The following is a 17048-nucleotide window of genomic DNA, read 5'->3' as shown; positions in this document are numbered from 1 at the left end:
GGCTCAGCGTAGCGATCCCTGCGTGTCGACCGGCCGGACCGCCCGGGCGCGGCCGGTCAGTCCGACTGCTCGTGCAGCCCCCGGTAGACCGCGGTACGCAGCTCGCGAGCCCACTGGTCGGCCTGCGGCATCCCCAGCTCGTACGCGACCGCGATCTCGGCTTCGACGTCGTAGGGGACGCGGACGTGCTGCAGCGCGAACGGGGCGGGGTCGGGCGAGTCGACGACGCCCTCGAGGATCGCGTAGACCGGCGTCGGCTCGTCGAGCGGGTTGCCGACGCTGCCGGTGTTGAAGAGCGTCCGGCCACGGTCGATCTCGAGGTAGGCGTCGTGCACGTCGCCGTACCCGACGACCGTGGGCTCCGGCCCCGGCCCGGTGAGGTCGGTCGCGGCGAACATGCTCGCGAACTCCTCGGGCGTGTGGTGGAAGTGCACCTTGGTGTACAGGCTCCTCGCGGACGCGTGGAACAGGCGCACGCGCCGCCCGCTGAGCAGCAGGTCGTGGCACAGGGGGCGGGCGGCGAGGCGCTCGCGCTGGTCGGGGCGCAGCTCGTCGCGCCACCACACCATCTCGGGCGCCGACTCGTCGGCCCAGCGCGGCAGGAAGTCGTCCCAGTTCCCGCGGACGTTGACCTCGCACACCTCGTGGCACCGGTCCTCCACCGCGCTCCCGCGCGGGCCCTTGCCGACGTCGTCGCCGAGGTTGACGATGCGCGTCACGCCGCGCGACGCGGCGTCGGCGAGCACCGCCTCGAGCGCGGAGAGGTTCCCGTGGACGTCCGAGACGACGGCGAGGCGTTCGACAGGCACGCCGCGATCCTGCCACGGAGGTCGCGGCGCCGAGAAGGGACCTTCCGCCCCGGGTCCGGGCAGGCCGGGGACGGACGCTCTCGTCTCGACAGGGACTGGGCGGCGCGCGGGCGGTAGCCTCGGCCGTATGGGTGCAGCGCACGCGCTCGAGCTCCGGGTCGTCACCGTCGACGGCGTGGTCGAGGTCGTGCCCTACGTCGACGGTCGCTCGCTCGTCGAGATGGCGCGCGACGTCGAGTCGGCCGCCGGCTACTCCCCCGCCGGCGCGTACGGCGGGCTCGTCCCCGAGCACTTCCGGTACGGGCCGGCGGCGCAGCTCTGGTACGGGCGGGGGCGCGTCCCCGCCCCGGGGCACGCGTGGATCCTGGCGTGCGACTGCCACGAGGCAGGCTGCTGGCCGCTCGAGGCGACGATCGCCGTCGAGGAGCACACGGTCACGTGGTCCGGCTTCTCCCAGCCGCACCAGCCGCGCTGGGACTACGGCCGGCTCGGGCCCTTCGCGTTCGACCGCGCGCAGTACGACGACGCCGTGGACCGGGTCGCGCACCTGTTCGCGTGAGGCCGTCGCGTCCGGGTGGGCGACGTCGTCCCGGAGGACCCTCAGTGCAGCCGCCAGACCCCCACGGCCGGACCGTCGCCCGCGAGCCGCCACGCGCCGTCGTGCACGGGCAGGTCGAGATCGCCGTGGAGCCGCTCGGCCGCGCTCGCCGTCCCCACGACCGCGGGGTGCAGCCGCACCCCCGGCCACGCGTCGCGCGCGACGGCGACGAGGACGCGCTCGTCCGGGGTCTCGCGCAGGTAGACGAGCGCGTCGTCGTCGACGTGGACCCACCGCAGCCCGCCGGACCGCAGCGCGGGCGACGCGCGGCGCACCCCGATCAGGGAGCGGTAGAGCTCGAACGTCGCGGCGTCCCAGCGGTCGGGCTCGTCCCACGGCATGGTCGCGCGCGCGTGCTCGCCGTTGAGGCCCGTGAGTCCGACCTCGTCGCCCGCGAACACCACGGGCGTGCCCGGGTAGGTGAGCAGGAGCGTCGCCGCGACCTCGACGAGCTCGCGCGAGCCGACGATCGAGCGCAGGCGCGGCGTGTCGTGCGAGCCGAGCATGTTCCACTGCGACGCGGTCACACGCCACGGGTGCACGGCGTCGAAGTCCCGCATCGTCTCGACGACCGACCGGCCGCCGCGGCGCGGCGTGCGCACCGGCAGGCCGAGGTACGGCACCGACGACCCGGCCGGCGACAGCCACGTCCACACCGGCCGCGTGAACGCCGAGTAGTTCATGTTCGCGTGCCAGCCGTCGCCCGCGAGGTCGCCCGTGGCGTCGTGGAAGTGCTCGGCGACGAGCGCGGCGTCGGGGTTGACCGCGGCCATCGTGGCCCGCAGCGTCCGCGCGACGTCGAGCGTGCGGTCCTCGGCGCCGTAGCGACCGGTCATGTTCGCGACGTCGATGCGCCACCCGTCGATGCCGAACGGCTCGCGCAGGTAGCGCCCGACGACGGAGCCCGGCCCGTCGATCATGCGCGCCGCGAGCTCGGCCGAGCCGTAGGAGAGCTTCGGCAGCGACGCGTGCTCGAGCCAGCCGACATAACCGGGGTCGCCCTCGGTCCAGTAGTAGAAGTCCCGCTCGGGCGCCCCGGGGTCGGCGAGCGCGCGCGAGAACCACTCGTGACCGACGCCGGTGTGGTTCGTCGTGAGGTCGCCCATGACGCGCAGCCCTCGCGCGTGCGCGGCCCGGACCAGCGACGCGTAGGCCTCGTCGCCCCCGAGGAGCGGGTCGACGTGGTCGAACGTGCTCGCGTCGTAGCGGTGGTTCGAGCGTCCCGGGAACACGGGCGTCGTGTAGAGCGTGGCGACGCCGAGCCGGACGAGGTGGTCGAGGCGCTCCTCGATCCCGGCGAGGTCGCCCCCGTAGTACTGCGTGCCGACGTCGGGCCCCGAGCCGTGGGGCTCGTCGCCCCACGCGGCGGGCACGGCCCAGGCCGGGAGGTCCTGGCCGGCCGCCGAGGAGGACCGCGCGAACCGGTCGGGGAAGACCTGGTACACGACGCCGTCGGCCATCCACGACGGCGCCGGGTCGTGGACCGTGAGGCGGAAGTCCGCGGCGTCGGGCACGTCGCGCTCCCACGTGCCGCGCCCGTTGAGCCAGCGGTAGCCGCTGCTCCCGTCGGCGCCGGGGGCGTCGAGGAAGAACCGGTACCCCGTCTCCGGGTTGTGCACGAGCACGTCGGCGACGTACCAGTCCTCGTGCTCGTCCGAGCGGTCGAGGCGGGCAGGCGACAGCCGCGGCTCGCCGTCGCGGACCGAGCGCAGCCACACGTCCCGGACGCCCGCCGCGCGCGGTACGCGCACGCGGACCGGGACCGTGTCGCCGAGCGACGGGGTGCCCTCGGGGACGTACAGCGCGGAGCCGTCGTGGTGGGCGGTCGGTGCCGAGGTCGGCGCGGTCGCCGGGCCGACGCTGCGGGACGAGGACGGCTCCACGCGGCTCAGCCCTTCACGGAGCCGGCGGTCAGGCCGCCGACGATGTACTTCTGCAGGTACAGGAACAACGCCAGCACGGGCAGCGCCGAGATCACGGCGCCGGCCGTGAACAGCCCCCAGTTGGCCTCACGGAGCGAGGACACCCACCCGTAGAGGCCGACGGCGAGCGTCCAGTTGCTCTCCGACGACAGGACGATGCGCGCGATGATGAACTCGCCGAACGTGCTGATGAAGGAGAGCAGCGCGACGACCGCGAGGATCGGGGCGACGAGGCGCAGGATGATCGTCCAGTAGATCTGCGTGTGCGTGGCGCCGTCGATCTTCGCCGCCTCGTCGAGCTCGCGCGGGACCGTGTTGAAGAACCCGTACATGAGGAACGTGTTCACGCCGAGCGCGCCGCCGAGGTAGACCGCGACGAGCGCGATCTTGCTGTTGAGGCCGAGCGCCGGCACCACGTCGCCGAGACCGAGCAGCAGCAGGAAGATCGCCACGAACGCCAGCATCTGCGGGAACATCTGGATGATGAGCAACGAGGTCAGCCCCACGCGCCGCCCGGAGAACCGGAAGCGCGAGAAGGCGTAGGCGGCCGCGGCCCCCATGAGCACGGTGCCGACCGAGGTCACGACGGCGATGACGAGCGTGTTCGTCATCCACGTCCAGAACATCGTGGTGCCGAGCTGGGCGTAGTTCGCCGTGCTGACGTCGGAGAACAGGGAGTTCGAGCCGGTCAGCGTGCCGTTCTCCGAGAGCGACGCGGAGAGCACGTACACGAGCGGGAACGCGGCGTAGACGACCGCGACGACGCCGACGACGTGGCGCCAGCCGAGCTCGGTGAACCAGCGAGCGGGCTTCATGCGGCGCTCCGGGGCGGGCTGGGTGGCGCCGTCGACGACGGGCGCGGCGTGGGTGGTCGCCATGTCAGCTGAGCTCCTCGAACTTGCGCGTGGTCCGGAACGCCAGGGCGGAGATGGTCCCGACGATCAGGAAGATGACGATCGACAGGGCGCTCGCGAGACCGAAGTCCTTCGCGGCGGAGCCGTCGACGCCCGAGATCGAGTAGACCATCGAGATGAGGATGTCCGTGTGCCCGAGCGGGACGGACGCGTCGGCGAACCGTGGACCGCCGCCCGTGAGCATGTAGATGAGCGTGAAGTTGTTGAAGTTGAAGGCGAACGACGAGATGAGCAGCGGCGCCGTCGCGATGAGGAGGAGCGGCAGGGTGATCGACTTCCAGGTGCGCCAGCGTCCGGCGCCGTCGATCTTGGCGGCCTCCATGACGTCCGACGGCAGCGACTGGAGCGCGCCCGTGCAGATGAGGAACATGTAGGGGAAGCCGAGCCAGAGGTTGACGCCGAGGACCGCGAGCTTCGCGAGCCACGGGTCCGTGAGCCACGGGATCTCCGCCCCGCCGAGCAGCACCGTGTTGATGTAGCCGAACCGGGTGTTGAGCAGGCCGGACCACAGGAGCGCGGCGAGGAAGCCCGGGATCGCGTACGGCAGGATCATGAGCGTCCGGTAGATCTTGCGGCCGCGCATGCGCGTGTCGTTGAACGTGATCGCGAGGAACAGGCCGAGCAGGAAGGTCGTCGCGACGGAGCCGATGGCGAAGACGAAGGTCCACGCGAGGATCTTGACGAACGGCTCCGCGTACCGGCTGTCGGTGAACGCCGTGGCGAAGTTGTCGAGGCCGACGGGGACGCGCCACCCGACGGCGAGCGTCGAGCCGTCCGCGGCCTCGAACTGACCCTCGTCGTTCGGGGTGTAGACGGTCCCCGTCGTCGTGTCCGTCATCGTGTCGGCCGCCTCGTCCCACTCAAGGGACGAGGTGTAGACGTAGCCGGTGCGGGCGTCGGTCGTGCGGATCGACCCGTCCTCGGGGTCCTCGGAGACCGGGACGCGCAGCTCGGTGACCTCGCCCTGGCGCTGCAGGACCTGGTCGCGCGGGAGGACGGCCCAGCCCGGCACCTCGGTGACGCGGTCGTCCTCGACGGTCGCGCCGTCAGCGGCCGCGAGCGGCTGTTCGGCGCTGCCGACCTCGACGTCGCCGTCCTCGGTGAGGACCGCGAAGCCGAGGTCGTCGCCGTCGGCGACCACGGTGAGCGGGACGGAGGGCGAGCCCTCGACGCGCCGCTCGTTCTGCACGAGGAGCGCGGAGACCGCCTGCTCCTTCGTCCCGTTGTGCCCGGTGCCGTAGTTGGTGAACGCGACGTAGCCCGTGTAGGCCACGACGAAGATCTGGAAGACCAGGAGGAACGCGAGCCCCGGGAGGATGTACTTCAGCGGCAGGGCACGGCGCGAGAAGTACACCCAGTTCGCGGCGACGAGCAGCGCCAGGCTCGCGGCGAGGACGCCGTACGAGCCGGCCTGCCACGCCGACCACACCACGTAGACCCCGAGCGCGTCGACGACGGCCATGAGCGCGAGCTTGACGAAGAAGCCCGGCCCGTAGTCCCGCGCGTGCGAGCCGTCGCGTGGCCGCAGCGCGCGGCGACGTGCTCCCGGGCCGTCGGCCGGTGGGGTGCCGACGAGATCGTCGGTCGTGGTCTGAGGGGCGGACATCGTGGTGCCTCCGAGGTGGTCCGACGCGGCGGCGGCACCGCGTCACAGGTCGTGGGCCGCCCCGGGGTGGGCGGCGGACCGGCAGGCAGCCGCCGGGCCGCAGGAGGTGGTCTCCCACGGCCCGACGGCGGCCGGTACCGGTCGGGGTCCGGTCAGGAACCGATGGCGCCCTCGATGTCGGCGATCATCTTGTCCCACGTCGCGACGGGGTCCGCACCGCTGACGATCGCGGCCTCGGTCACGCCCCAGAAGCTCCACACGGAAGCCATCTCGGGGATGGACGGCATCGGCACGGCCTCGGCGCCGACGGCACGGAAGCCCGCGACGATCGGGTCGGAGGACGCGGCGGAGTCGGCCGCTGCGGTGAGCGCCGGCGGACGGTTGCCCGCCTGGTACAGCGCGAGCTGCGCCTCCTCGGTCGAGAGGAAGTTCACGAGGAAGTCGTTCGCCACGATCGCGTTCTCGCTCTCGGCGCTGAGGTAGAAGCCCTGCACGCCCACGAACGGCTGCGCGGGCTGGTCGCCCGCGGCGGGGATCGGGTCGATCGACAGGTCCATGCCCTCGAAGGACTCGATCATCCACGGCCCGCCGACGATGAACGGCGACTCGCCGTTCTTGAACGCCTCGACGGCGATGTCGTAGGTCGTGTCCTGGCTCAGCACGCCCGCGGCGCCCTGCTCGCCCAGCCACGTGGCGTAGGCCTGTCCCTCGGGGCCGCCCATCGCGAGCTCGGACGAGTAGCTGCCGTCCTCGTTCTGCGTGAAGACCGGGGCGCCGAACGACGTCTGGAACGGGTAGTGCGTGTAGGGGTCGCCCTTGTCGTTGTCCGACTGCACGAGGATCGGGAACGTCGTCCCGGCCGCCTGGCCCGCCGCGACGGCGTCGTCCCACGTGGCCGGGGCCTCGGGCGCGAGCTGCGTGTTGCGGATGAGGGCGATGTTCTCGATCGCGTAGGGCAGGCCGTAGACCTGGCCGTCCTGGGTGAAGGCCTGGAGCGAGACCGTCTCGAACTCCGACGCCTTGTCCCCGAGCTCGAGCGGGGCGACGACGCCGTTCGTCGTGAGCTCGCCGAGCCAGTCGTGCGCACCCACCGTGATGTCCGGGCCCTCGCCCGTCGGCACCTGCGCGAGGAAGTCCGCACGGATGTCCTCGAAGTTCTTCAGGACGACCTCGACGCTCGTCCCGGTCTCCTCCTCGAAGGAGGTCGCGGCGGCGGTGACGGCGTCCTGCCGGGTCTCGTCGACCCAGACGGTGAGCGAGCCGGTGGAGGAGGCGGTCTCCTCGGGCTCCGTGGTGGTCTCGTCGCCGCTCTCGCCGGACGAGCAGGCCGCGAGGGCGAGCGTCGTGGTCAGCGCGGCGGCGAGAAGGATGCTCCGTCGCATCAGGGGCACTCCAAGCGTGTGTGGTGGTGGCCCGCCCGGCTGGCGCCGGTGCCGGACCCTGATGCGACAGACCGTAGATCGGCGGGTGGCGCCTGTGCAAGTTGTTGCGGTAACTTTCATGCAACGCTTTTCAGGGCGCCGGACGGCGCCCGCCCGCCTCCTCCGGCAGGCGATCTGCGCGCGCCTCGAACCACCGGCTCGCGACTCACCGGCCGGACGACCAGGACGAGGAGGTCCGGTGTCCCCTACGCTTCCCCACGTGCGCACCCGTCTCAGCGATCTCGCCGCCCAGGCCGGCGTCTCCACGGCGACGGTCTCGCGCGTGCTCAACGGGAAGGCCGGTGTCGCGAGCGAGACGCGCCAGTCCGTGCTCGCCGCGCTCGACGTGCTGGGCTACGAACGTCCGTCGACCCTGCGCACCCGCTCGGCAGGTCTCGTCGGCCTCGTCGTCCCCGAGCTGACGAACCCCGTCTTCCCCGCGTTCGCCCAGACGATCGAGTCGCTGCTCGCGGAGCACGGCTACACGCCGCTGCTGTGCACCCAGTCGCCGGGCGGCACGACGGAGGACGACTACGTCGACATGCTCATGGACCACGCGGTCGACGGCATCGTCTTCGTCTCCGGGCTGCACGCCGACACCCAGGCGAGCCACGAGCGGTACGAGCGCCTGCGCAGCCGCGGCATCCCGATCGTCCTCGTCAACGGCTACGCGGAGGGCATCGACGCACCGTTCGTCTCGCCCGACGACGTCTCGAGCGTCGACCTGTCGGTGCGCCACCTCGTCTCCCTCGGGCACCGGAGCATCGGCCTCGCCATCGGGCCCGACCGCTTCGTCCCGGCGCAGCGCAAGCTCGCGGCCTTCACGGACGCCCTGGTCCGGCACGAGCTCGTCGCCGACCCGTCCGACGTCCCGGCCCACGTCGTGGTGACGCTCTACACGGTCGAGGGCGGGCAGGCCGCCGCGGGCGAGCTCATCGACGCCGGGCACACCGCGATCGTGTGCGGCTCCGACCTCATGGCGCTCGGCGCGATCCGGGCGGCACGGTCACGGGGCCTGCGCGTGCCCGACGACGTGTCGGTCGTCGGGTACGACGACTCGCCGCTCATCGCGTTCACCGACCCGCCGCTCACGACCGTGCGCCAGCCCGTCGCGGCCATGGCCCACGCGGCGATCAGCGCGCTGCTCACCGAGATCGCGGGCGAGCGGGCGCCCCGCTCGGAGCTGCTGTTCCAGCCCGAGCTCATCGTGCGCGACTCCACGGGCGCCGCACCGTCGCGCACGGCCCCCGACAGCGCACCTCCCTCGGGGGACCCGACCGCCTGACCCGGCCTCGCGCCGTCGCACCTCGGCGCGCCCGGACCGCAAGCGCTTACACTCGATGGCGGGTCGGCGCGACCACGCCTCTACGCCCCTCGACGCACCACGACCCCGACGCACGACCACTCACGTGAGGATCCACAGCTCGATGACTCGTATCGATTCGACGACGCCGCCCACCACCGCCACCCTGCAGCCGCTCGCCGCGGGCGCGCTCGTGCACGCGGGCGCCGGCGAGGCACCCGAGTGGTGGCGCGACGCGGTGATCTACCAGGTCTACCCGCGCTCCTTCGCCGACGGCGACGGCGACGGGATCGGCGACCTGCCGGGCATCACGTCGAAGCTCGACCACCTCGCCGAGCTGGGCGTCGACGCCGTGTGGCTGAGCCCGTTCTACCGCTCGCCCCAGAAGGACGCCGGGTACGACGTCGCGGACTACCGCGACGTCGACCCGCTGTTCGGCACCCTCGCCGACTTCGACGAGCTCCTCGCCCAGGCGCACGCGCGCGGCATCCGCGTGATCGTCGACCTCGTGCCCAACCACACGTCCGACCAGCACGCGTGGTTCCAGGCGGCGCTCGCGTCGCCCGAGGGCTCGGCCGAGCGCGGCCGGTACGTCTTCCGCGAGGGCGAGGGCGAGCACGGCGAGCTCCCGCCGAACAACTGGCAGTCGATCTTCGGCGGCCCGGCGTGGACCCGCGTGACGGCGGGCGCGGGCGCTCGCCCCGTGACCGGTGCCGCCGACGAGGTGCCGGGCCAGTGGTACCTGCACCTCTTCGACTCCTCCCAGCCGGACCTCGACTGGGAAAACCCCGAGGTCCGCTCGGAGTTCGAGGACGTCCTGCGCTTCTGGCTCGACAAGGGCGTGGACGGCTTCCGCATCGACGTCGCGCACGGCATGGTCAAGGCCCCGGGCCTGCCCGACTGGGACGGCTCCGTCTCGATGGTCGAGGGCACCGAGGGCGGCGGCACGTCCGACGAGGCCGTGGACCCGGGTGCCCCGGAGGACGGCTCGACCGGCGCCGGCAACTCCGGCCCGATGTTCGACCAGGACGGCGTGCACGAGATCTACCGCGCCTGGCACCGGGTGCTCGCCGAGTACGACGGCGACCGCGCGCTCGTCGCCGAGGCCTGGGTCGAGCCGCTGTCCCGCCTCGCGCGGTACGTGCGCCCCGACGAGATGCACCAGGCGTTCAACTTCTCGTTCCTCACGACACCGTGGTCCGCCGCCCCGCTGCGCACCGTGATCGCCGCCTCCCTGCGCGCGAACGACGAGGTCGGCGCCCCCACGACGTGGGTCCTGTCGAACCACGACGTCGTGCGCCACGCGTCGCGCCTCGGCCTCGCCGACCCGGGGCTGCGCCCGAACGGGATCTTCGCCCACGAGGCGCAGCCGGACGAGGAGCTCGGCCTGCGCCGCGCCCGCGCGGCGTCCCTGCTCATGCTCGGCCTGCCGGGGTCGTCGTACCTCTACCAGGGCGAGGAGCTCGGCCTGCCCGAGCACACCGCGCTCCCCGACGACGTCCGCGAGGACCCCGCGTTCTTCCGCACGCAGGGCGCCGAGGCCGGCCGCGACGGCTGCCGCGTCCCGCTGCCGTGGCACGCCGAGGCCCCCGGGCACGGGTTCGGACCGACCGGCAGGACCTGGCTCCCCCAGCCCGAGTCCTACGCGCGCTACGCCGCCGACGTCCAGCGCGGCGTCGCCGGCTCGACGTACGAGACGTACCGCGCCGCTCTCGCGACCCGTCGCGCCGAGCGTCTCGGCACGGGCACGCTCGCGTGGGTCGAGGAGTATGCCGGCTCCGACGACGTCATCGCGCTGCGCAACCGCGACGTCGTCGTGCTGACCAACCTCGGGAGCGACCCCGTGGTCCTGCCGCGCGGCGTCGAGGTGCTCGTCGCGTCCGGCCCGGTCCGCACCGACCGCTCGGCCGACCCGCAGGTGCGCGTGCCGTCCGACACGACGGTCTGGCTGCGCGCGCTCTGACGCGACCCACGACGGCCGGGCACCTCCGCGAGGTGCCCGGCCGTCGTCGTGCCCGGGGACGCCCCCTCGCGGGGGTCACGGGAGGTCAGCCGCCGGAGACGCTCAGCTCGGCCTCGCGCAGCCGCTCGGAGTGCTCCGCGTCGAGCTCGCGCGAGTCGAGCCACCCGTACGGCAGGTGCGGCGTCTTGGGCGACCCCGCGCGTCCTCGCTGCCCCTCGGCCGCCTCACCCGGGTAGGGCGCGTCGAGGTCGAGCGCGTCGAGCAGGGTGCGCAGCTCGGCGAGCGTCGAGACCATCGCGAGCGCGCGCCGCGAGTCCCCGCCGACCGCGTAGCCCTTGAGGTACCAGGCCATGTGCTTGCGCAGGTCGCGCATGCCCTTGCCCTCGTCACCGTCGAAGTAGTCGATCATCAGCTCGCCGTGCCGGAAGACCGTCTCCGCGACGTCGCGCAGACCGGGACGCACGCGCTCGGGACGGCCGGCGAACGCGGCGGCGAGGTCGGCGAAGAGCCAGGGGCGACCCTGGCAGCCGCGCCCGACGACGACGCCGTCGCAGCCCGTCTCGTCCACCATGCGCAGCGCGTCCTCGGCGGACCAGATGTCGCCGTTGCCGAGCACGGGGACGCTCGTCACGGTCTCCTTCAGGCGCGCGATCGCGGACCAGTCCGCGGTGCCCGAGTAGTGCTGGGCGGCCGTGCGCGCGTGCAGCGCGACCGCCGCGACGCCGAGGCCCTCCGCGATGCGCCCCGCCTCGAGGTAGGTCAGGTGGTCGTCGTCGATGCCCTTGCGCATCTTCACGGTCACGGGCACGCCGTACGGCCGCGCGGCCTCCACGGCCCCGCGGACGATCGCGGTGAACAGGTCGCGCTTCCACGGCAGCGCGGCGCCGCCGCCCCTGCGCGTCACCTTGGGGACGGGGCAGCCGAAGTTCAGGTCGACGTGGTCGGCCCGGTCCTCCGCGACGATGATGCGCACGGCCTCGCGCACCGTCGCCGGGTCGACGCCGTACACCTGGGCCGAGCGTGGCGACTCGTCCGCGCCGAAGGTCACGATGCGCAGCGCCTCGGTGTTGCGTTCCACGAGGGCGCGGCTCGTGACCATCTCCGCCACGTACAGGCCGGGGTCCTCGCCGACGCTCGCGCCCGCCTCGCGGCAGAGCGTGCGGAAGGCCTTGTTCGTCACGCCGGCCATGGGCGCGAGCACGACGGGCGTGTCCACCCGGATCGGGCCGATCTGCAGCGGCGGCAGCACGGGTGCGGCCGCGCGGGCCGTGTTCGTCGTGTCGAGGGTCGGAGCACTCACGCGCTCCATTGTCCCACCCGTCCGCGACCGCGTGCCCCCGGGTGTGCGCGGCCGGGCTCGGTGTGCGCTGAGAGGCGAGGACCGGCTCCGGTCCACCGTCCTCACCGCGCGAGGACTTCGGAGGTGTGGGAGGGTTCCCAGGTCGGCATTTCGGCCGACAACAGGACGAAAGGAACTCCATGCCTCTCTGGCTGATCCTCGTCATCGTCGGCGCCGTGCTGCTCATCCTGGGCGTCGCCATCGAGGCCGCGAAGGTGCTGCTCTGGATCGGTGTCGCGATCCTCGTCGTGAGCCTGGTGCTCGCGGTGCTGAACAGGGGCAAGGGCGCGGCGAAGAAGATCTAGCTCGACGGCAGGGGGCGGGTGCGCCGCCCAGGCGCACGACGACGGGGCGGGACCTTCGCGGTCCCGCCCCGTCGTCGTCTGCCGTCGGCTGCCGCCGGGTCAGGCGCCGAGCAGGTGCCCGCCCAGGTACTCGGTCACCTTGTCGAGCGCGACGCGCTCCTGCGCCATCGAGTCGCGGTGGCGGATGGTGACGGCCTGGTCGTCGAGCGTGTCGAAGTCGACCGTGATGCAGAACGGCGTGCCGATCTCGTCCTGACGGCGGTAGCGACGGCCGATCGCGCCGGCGTCGTCGAAGTCGACGTTCCAGTACTTCCGCAGCTCGGTCGCGAGGTCCTTCGCCTTGGGCGAGAGCTGCTCGTTGCGGCTCAGCGGGAGCACGGCGGCCTTGACCGGGGCCAGGCGGTGGTCCAGGCGGAGCACGGTGCGCTTGTCGACGCCGCCCTTCGCGTTGGGCGCCTCGTCCTCCGTGTACGCCTCGACGAGGAACGCCATGAGCGAGCGCGTCAGGCCCGCCGCGGGCTCGATGACGTACGGGACCCAGCGCTCGTTCTTCGTCTGGTCGAAGTACGACAGGTCCTTGCCGGAGTGCTCCGCGTGGGTCCTCAGGTCGAAGTCCGTGCGGTTCGCGATGCCCTCGAGCTCGCCCCACTCCGAGCCGGAGAAGCCGAAGCGGTACTCGATGTCGACCGTGCGGGTCGAGTAGTGCGACAGCTTCTCCTGCGGGTGCTCGTACAGGCGCAGGTTGTCGCGCGAGATGCCGAGGTCCACGTACCAGTCGGTGCGCGCGTCGATCCAGTACTGGTGCCACTCGGCGTCCGTCCCGGGCTCGACGAAGAACTCCATCTCCATCTGCTCGAACTCGCGCGTGCGGAAGATGAAGTTGCCCGGCGTGATCTCGTTGCGGAACGACTTGCCGATCTGGCCGATGCCGAACGGGGGCTTCTTGCGGCTGGCGCCCATGACGTTGGCGAAGTTCACGAAGATGCCCTGCGCCGTCTCGGGGCGCAGGTAGTGCAGCCCGGACTCGTCCTCGACCGGGCCGAGGTACGTCTTGAGCATCATGTTGAAGTCGCGCGGCTCGGTCCACTGCCCGCGCGTGCCGCAGTTGGGGCACGCGATCTCGGCGAGGCCGCCCTCGGGCGCACGACCCTTCTTCTCCTCGAACTCCTCGATCATCTGGTCCTCACGGAACCGCTTGTGGCACGAGAGGCACTCGGTCAGGGGGTCGGTGAAGACGCCGACGTGCCCGGAGGCGACCCACACCTGGCGCGGGAGGATGACGGACGAGTCGAGCCCCACGACGTCGTCACGGCTCGTGACCGTGGAGCGCCACCACTGCTTCTTGATGTTCTCCTTGAGCTCGGTGCCGAGCGGCCCGTAGTCCCACGCGGAGCGCGTACCTCCGTAGATCTCACCGGACGGGAAGACGAACCCGCGCCGCTTGGCGAGGGACACGACGGCGTCGAGGCGGGCGGTCGGTGAGGGCGCAGCGGCCACGGTCATCACTCCTGAGGATCGGCCCCGCACGTGGCTCGTGGGGGCTGGACGGGTGGGCGGGCGCCCGTCGGGGCGCCGACCGACCAGCGTACCCCGGGTGACTCGGCTCACCGTGAACGGTTTTGACATCCATTTTCACTAAGGAGGACACTGGAGACATGCGCCCCTCCCCCCGCCTGCGCCGCCGCGCGCTCACCGCCACCGCAGCCCTCGCCGCCACGGCGCTCGTCGCCGCCTGCTCGTCGGGCGCGGGCGGGGTCGACGGCGCGTCGCAGGACGGGCGCGTCCAGGTCCTCGCGTCCTTCTACCCGCTCCAGTACGTCGCCGAGCAGGTCGGCGGGGACCTCGTGTCGGTCGCCAACCTCACGCCGCCGGCCGCCGAGCCGCACGACCTCGAGCTCGCGCCCGCGCAGGTGCGCGCGATCGGCGACGCGGACCTCGTCGTCTACCAGTCGGGCTTCCAGGCCGCGGTCGACGAGGGCGTCGAGCAGCGCGACCCGGAGCACGTCGTCGACGCGACGGAGGCGGCGCACCTCGAGGAGCACCCCGGGTCGGCGGACTCCCACGCGGGCGAGAGCGCCGAGGAGCACGCCGAGCACGCGGACGACGACCCCGACGAGGCCGCCGACGACGGGCACGGCCACGGCTCCCTCGACCCGCACTTCTGGCTCGACCCGACGCGCCTCGCGGCCGTCGGCGACCAGGTCGCGGCCGAGCTGTCGGCGATCGACCCGGAGCACGCCGACGAGTACGAGGCCAACGCCGCAGCGCTGACGGCCGACCTCGACGCGCTCGACGCCGAGTACGCCGACGCCCTCGCCGCGTGCGCCGGCGCGACGCTCGTCACGTCCCACGAGGCGTTCGGGTACCTCGCGGAGCGCTACGACCTCGTGCAGGTCGGCATCTCGGGCATCGACCCCGAGGCCGAGCCGTCGCCCGCTCGGCTGCGCGAGGTGGGTGAGGTCGTGCGCGACAACGGCGTGACCACCCTCTTCTTCGAGACCCTCACCAGCCCGAAGGTGACCGAGACCCTCGCCGACGACCTCGGTGTGGGGACCGCGGTGCTCGACCCCCTCGAGGGCCTGAGCGACGACGCCACGGACTACCGTGGGGTCATGGAGTCCAACCTCGAGGCGCTGACGTCCGGGCTGGTCTGCTCGTGACATCCGCCGCCCCGCTCGTCGCCGCGCGCGGCGTGCACGTGAACCTCGGCGGCAGCGAGATCCTGCGCGGCATCGACCTCGCGATCCCGCAGGGCGACGTCGTCGCGCTCCTCGGTGCCAACGGCTCCGGGAAGTCGACGCTCGTGCGGTCCCTCGTCGGCATCGTCCCGCTCTCGGCGGGGACCGTCGAGCTGTTCGGTGCGCCGCTCGGCCCACGCGTCCCGTGGCGGCGGCTCGGCTACGTCCCGCAGCGCGTCGCCGCGCCGTCGGGCATGCCGTCGACCGCGGCAGAGGTCGTCGCTTCCGGCCTCCTGGGCGGCGGGCGCCTGTGGCTGCCGCGCGACTGGCGCACCCGCGCGGTCGCCGCGCTCGACCAGGTGGGGCTCGCCGACCGTGCCGCGGACTCGATGGCCGAGCTCTCGGGCGGCCAGCAGCAGCGCGTCCTCATCGCGCGCGCCCTCGTCCGCCGACCCGACCTGCTGGTCCTCGACGAGCCGGTCGCCGGCGTCGACAAGTCCAGCCAGGAGTCGTTCGCCGCGACGATGACGCGGCTCGTCGGCGACGGCCTCACCGTCCTCGTCGTCCTGCACGAGCTCGGCGCGCTGGCGCCGCTCGTCCGCCGAGCGGTCGTCCTGCGGCACGGGCGCGTGGTGCACGACGGCGCTCCGCCCCGCCCGGCCTCCCTGCACGCGGGCGCGACGCACCAGCACCAGCACCCCCACGAGCCGGCGCCCGACGGCGCACCCGCCGGCCCGACGACCGGGCTCGTCGACACCCTGTACCCCGACCCGGCCGCGGGTCACGCACCGAGGACGGCGTCATGACCGGGTCGATCACCTCCGAGCTCGCCGCGATGCTCACCGACCCGCTCATGCAGCGCGCCCTCGTCGCTGCCCTCCTCGTGGGCCTCAGCGCGCCCGTCGTCGGCACGTACCTCGTGCAGCGCAAGCTCTCGCTCCTCGGCGACGGCATCGGTCACGTCGCGCTCACGGGCGTCGCGCTCGGCTGGCTCGTCGGGTCCGCGATGGGTCTCGTCCCGAACGACGCCCTCGCGATCCCCGGGGCCGTGGTGGCCGCGGTGATCGGGTCCGTCGCCATCGAGCTCGTGCGAGAGCGCGGCCGCACGAGCGGCGACCTCGCGCTCGCCCTGCTCTTCTACGGCGGCATCGCCGGCGGGGTGCTCCTCATCGGCCTGGCGGGGGGCTCCGCGGGCAGCCTCATGCAGTACCTGTTCGGCTCGATCTCCACCGTGACGTCGTCCGACCTCGTCCTCACGGTCGTCCTGAGCGCCGTGATCCTGCTCGTCGGCCTCGGGCTGCGCGCCGCGCTGTTCTCCGTGAGCCACGACGAGGAGTTCGCGCGCGCCTCCGGCCTGCCCGTGCGCGCGCTCAACATCGCGGTCGCCGTCGTCGCCGCCCTCACGGTCACGGTGTCGATGCGCGTCGTCGGGCTGCTGCTCGTCAGCGCGCTCATGATCGTGCCCGTCGCGGTCGCCCAGCTCGTCACGCGGTCCTTCCGCCGGACGATGCTCGTCGCGTGCGTCGTCGGCGTCGTCGTGTGCGTCGTCGGGCTGTCGATCACGTACTGGAACTTCCTGTCGCCGGGTGCGACCATCGTCGTCCTGGCGATCGCGACCTACCTCGTCGTGGCCCTGCTGCGCCCCCTGTGGGCGCACCGTCGGCCGCGCGTCGCGCACGACCCGCACCCCGACATCCCGGACGACGTCGACCTCCCCGAGGCCCGCCTCGTCCCCGCCGGCGGTCGCGGCTCAGTCGGCGCCGACCATCCCGCTACCGGAGGTGACACGTGCAGCGCATGACCCGCCAGCGGGCCGCGGTGTCCGACGCGCTCGAGGACGTCGAGGACTTCCGCAGCGCCCAGCAGCTCCACGAGATCCTGCGCTCGCGCGGCGACTCCGTCGGGCTCGCGACCGTCTACCGCACCCTGCAGAGCCTCGCCGGCGGCGGCGAGGTCGACGTCCTGCGCACCGAGGAGGGCGAGAACCTCTACCGCCGGTGCGAGCGGCGCGAGCACCACCACCACCTCGTGTGCCGCGGCTGCGGCCGGACGGTCGAGATCGACGGCCCCACCGTCGAGGCCTGGGCGACGCAGGTCGGCGCGACGCACGGCTTCAGCGAGATCCAGCACACGATCGAGCTCTTCGGCACGTGCGAGAGCTGCGCGGCCCGCGGGTCCGAGCAGGGCTGA

15 protein-coding genes are annotated in these 17048 nt (G+C 72.9%); 8 read left to right on the top strand and 7 right to left on the bottom strand.

What is annotated here, in order from left to right:
* Window positions 1-56: 56 nt before the first annotated feature.
* Window positions 57-809 carry a metallophosphoesterase family protein gene (locus ACZCLJ_RS01365; RefSeq protein ID WP_463105215.1) on the bottom strand — a complete coding sequence of 251 codons (753 nt, stop codon included), beginning with the start codon at window positions 807-809 and terminating at the stop codon, window positions 57-59.
* Window positions 810-936: 127 nt separating this feature from the next.
* Between ACZCLJ_RS01365 and ACZCLJ_RS01360 the strand changes: the two genes are divergently transcribed.
* Window positions 937-1368: a hypothetical protein gene (locus tag ACZCLJ_RS01360; RefSeq protein ID WP_251151559.1), complete on the top strand. Its 432-nt coding sequence runs from the start codon at window positions 937-939 to the stop codon at window positions 1366-1368.
* A 41-nt stretch (window positions 1369-1409) separates the two neighbouring features.
* Here ACZCLJ_RS01360 and ACZCLJ_RS01355 read toward each other — a convergent pair whose 3' ends face one another.
* The 4 genes from ACZCLJ_RS01355 to ACZCLJ_RS01340 form a co-directional block, all read right to left on the bottom strand.
* Window positions 1410-3290 carry a glycoside hydrolase family 13 protein gene (locus tag ACZCLJ_RS01355; protein ID WP_463105214.1) on the bottom strand — a complete coding sequence of 627 codons (1881 nt, stop codon included), beginning with the start codon at window positions 3288-3290 and terminating at the stop codon, window positions 1410-1412.
* Between the two features lie 5 nt (window positions 3291-3295).
* Window positions 3296-4207, bottom strand: a complete 912-nt coding sequence (locus ACZCLJ_RS01350; RefSeq protein WP_463105213.1) for a sugar ABC transporter permease — start codon at window positions 4205-4207, stop codon at window positions 3296-3298.
* 1 nt (window position 4208) lies between these two features.
* Window positions 4209-5849 (bottom strand): ABC transporter permease subunit, encoded by a 1641-nt coding sequence (locus tag ACZCLJ_RS01345; RefSeq protein WP_463105212.1) that lies wholly within the window; start codon window positions 5847-5849, stop codon window positions 4209-4211.
* 152 nt (window positions 5850-6001) lie between these two features.
* Window positions 6002-7231, bottom strand: coding sequence for a sugar ABC transporter substrate-binding protein (locus tag ACZCLJ_RS01340; RefSeq protein ID WP_463105211.1), 1230 nt, complete (start codon window positions 7229-7231; stop codon window positions 6002-6004).
* Window positions 7232-7490: 259 nt separating this feature from the next.
* On the opposite strand from ACZCLJ_RS01340, the gene ACZCLJ_RS01335 reads away from it, so the two are divergent.
* Together ACZCLJ_RS01335 and ACZCLJ_RS01330 are read left to right on the top strand one after the other, a co-directional pair.
* Window positions 7491-8555, top strand: coding sequence for a LacI family DNA-binding transcriptional regulator (locus tag ACZCLJ_RS01335; protein WP_251151563.1), 1065 nt, complete (start codon window positions 7491-7493; stop codon window positions 8553-8555).
* A gap of 142 nt (window positions 8556-8697) precedes the next feature.
* On the top strand, window positions 8698-10536 hold the full coding sequence (locus ACZCLJ_RS01330; RefSeq protein WP_463105210.1) for a glycoside hydrolase family 13 protein: 1839 nt from the start codon (window positions 8698-8700) through the stop codon (window positions 10534-10536).
* Between the two features lie 85 nt (window positions 10537-10621).
* Here ACZCLJ_RS01330 and dusB read toward each other — a convergent pair whose 3' ends face one another.
* Window positions 10622-11845, bottom strand: a complete 1224-nt coding sequence (gene dusB, locus ACZCLJ_RS01325) for a tRNA dihydrouridine synthase DusB (protein WP_463105209.1) — start codon at window positions 11843-11845, stop codon at window positions 10622-10624.
* Between the two features lie 170 nt (window positions 11846-12015).
* On the opposite strand from dusB, the gene ACZCLJ_RS01320 reads away from it, so the two are divergent.
* A complete protein-coding gene (locus tag ACZCLJ_RS01320) occupies window positions 12016-12180 on the top strand; it encodes a hypothetical protein (protein WP_251151566.1) in 165 nt (54 codons plus the stop codon).
* Between the two features lie 99 nt (window positions 12181-12279).
* Here the strand turns inward: ACZCLJ_RS01320 and ACZCLJ_RS01315 are convergent, their stop codons facing one another.
* Window positions 12280-13683, bottom strand: coding sequence for a glycine--tRNA ligase (locus tag ACZCLJ_RS01315; RefSeq protein WP_463105208.1), 1404 nt, complete (start codon window positions 13681-13683; stop codon window positions 12280-12282).
* A 152-nt stretch (window positions 13684-13835) separates the two neighbouring features.
* On the opposite strand from ACZCLJ_RS01315, the gene ACZCLJ_RS01310 reads away from it, so the two are divergent.
* From ACZCLJ_RS01310 to ACZCLJ_RS01295, 4 genes are read left to right on the top strand one after another with little or no spacing between them, the layout of a single operon-like run.
* Entirely contained in the window at window positions 13836-14840 is a 1005-nt protein-coding gene (locus tag ACZCLJ_RS01310; RefSeq protein ID WP_463105207.1) for a metal ABC transporter substrate-binding protein, read from the top strand.
* Window positions 14837-15664 (top strand): metal ABC transporter ATP-binding protein, encoded by an 828-nt coding sequence (locus ACZCLJ_RS01305; RefSeq protein WP_463105206.1) that lies wholly within the window; start codon window positions 14837-14839, stop codon window positions 15662-15664. The genes ACZCLJ_RS01310 and ACZCLJ_RS01305 overlap by 4 nt, the downstream gene beginning before the upstream one ends.
* Complete coding sequence (locus ACZCLJ_RS01300; RefSeq protein WP_463105205.1) at window positions 15661-16659, top strand: metal ABC transporter permease; 999 nt, start codon at window positions 15661-15663, stop codon at window positions 16657-16659. Before ACZCLJ_RS01305 ends, ACZCLJ_RS01300 begins: the two co-directional genes overlap by 4 nt.
* Entirely contained in the window at window positions 16656-17048 is a 393-nt protein-coding gene (locus ACZCLJ_RS01295; RefSeq protein WP_251151571.1) for a Fur family transcriptional regulator, read from the top strand. The genes ACZCLJ_RS01300 and ACZCLJ_RS01295 overlap by 4 nt, the downstream gene beginning before the upstream one ends.

This window comes from Cellulosimicrobium sp. So1_17 (assembly GCF_055181235.1).
Note: the sequence above shows the minus strand (reverse complement) of the source record. Positions and strands in the feature narration are given on the sequence as shown.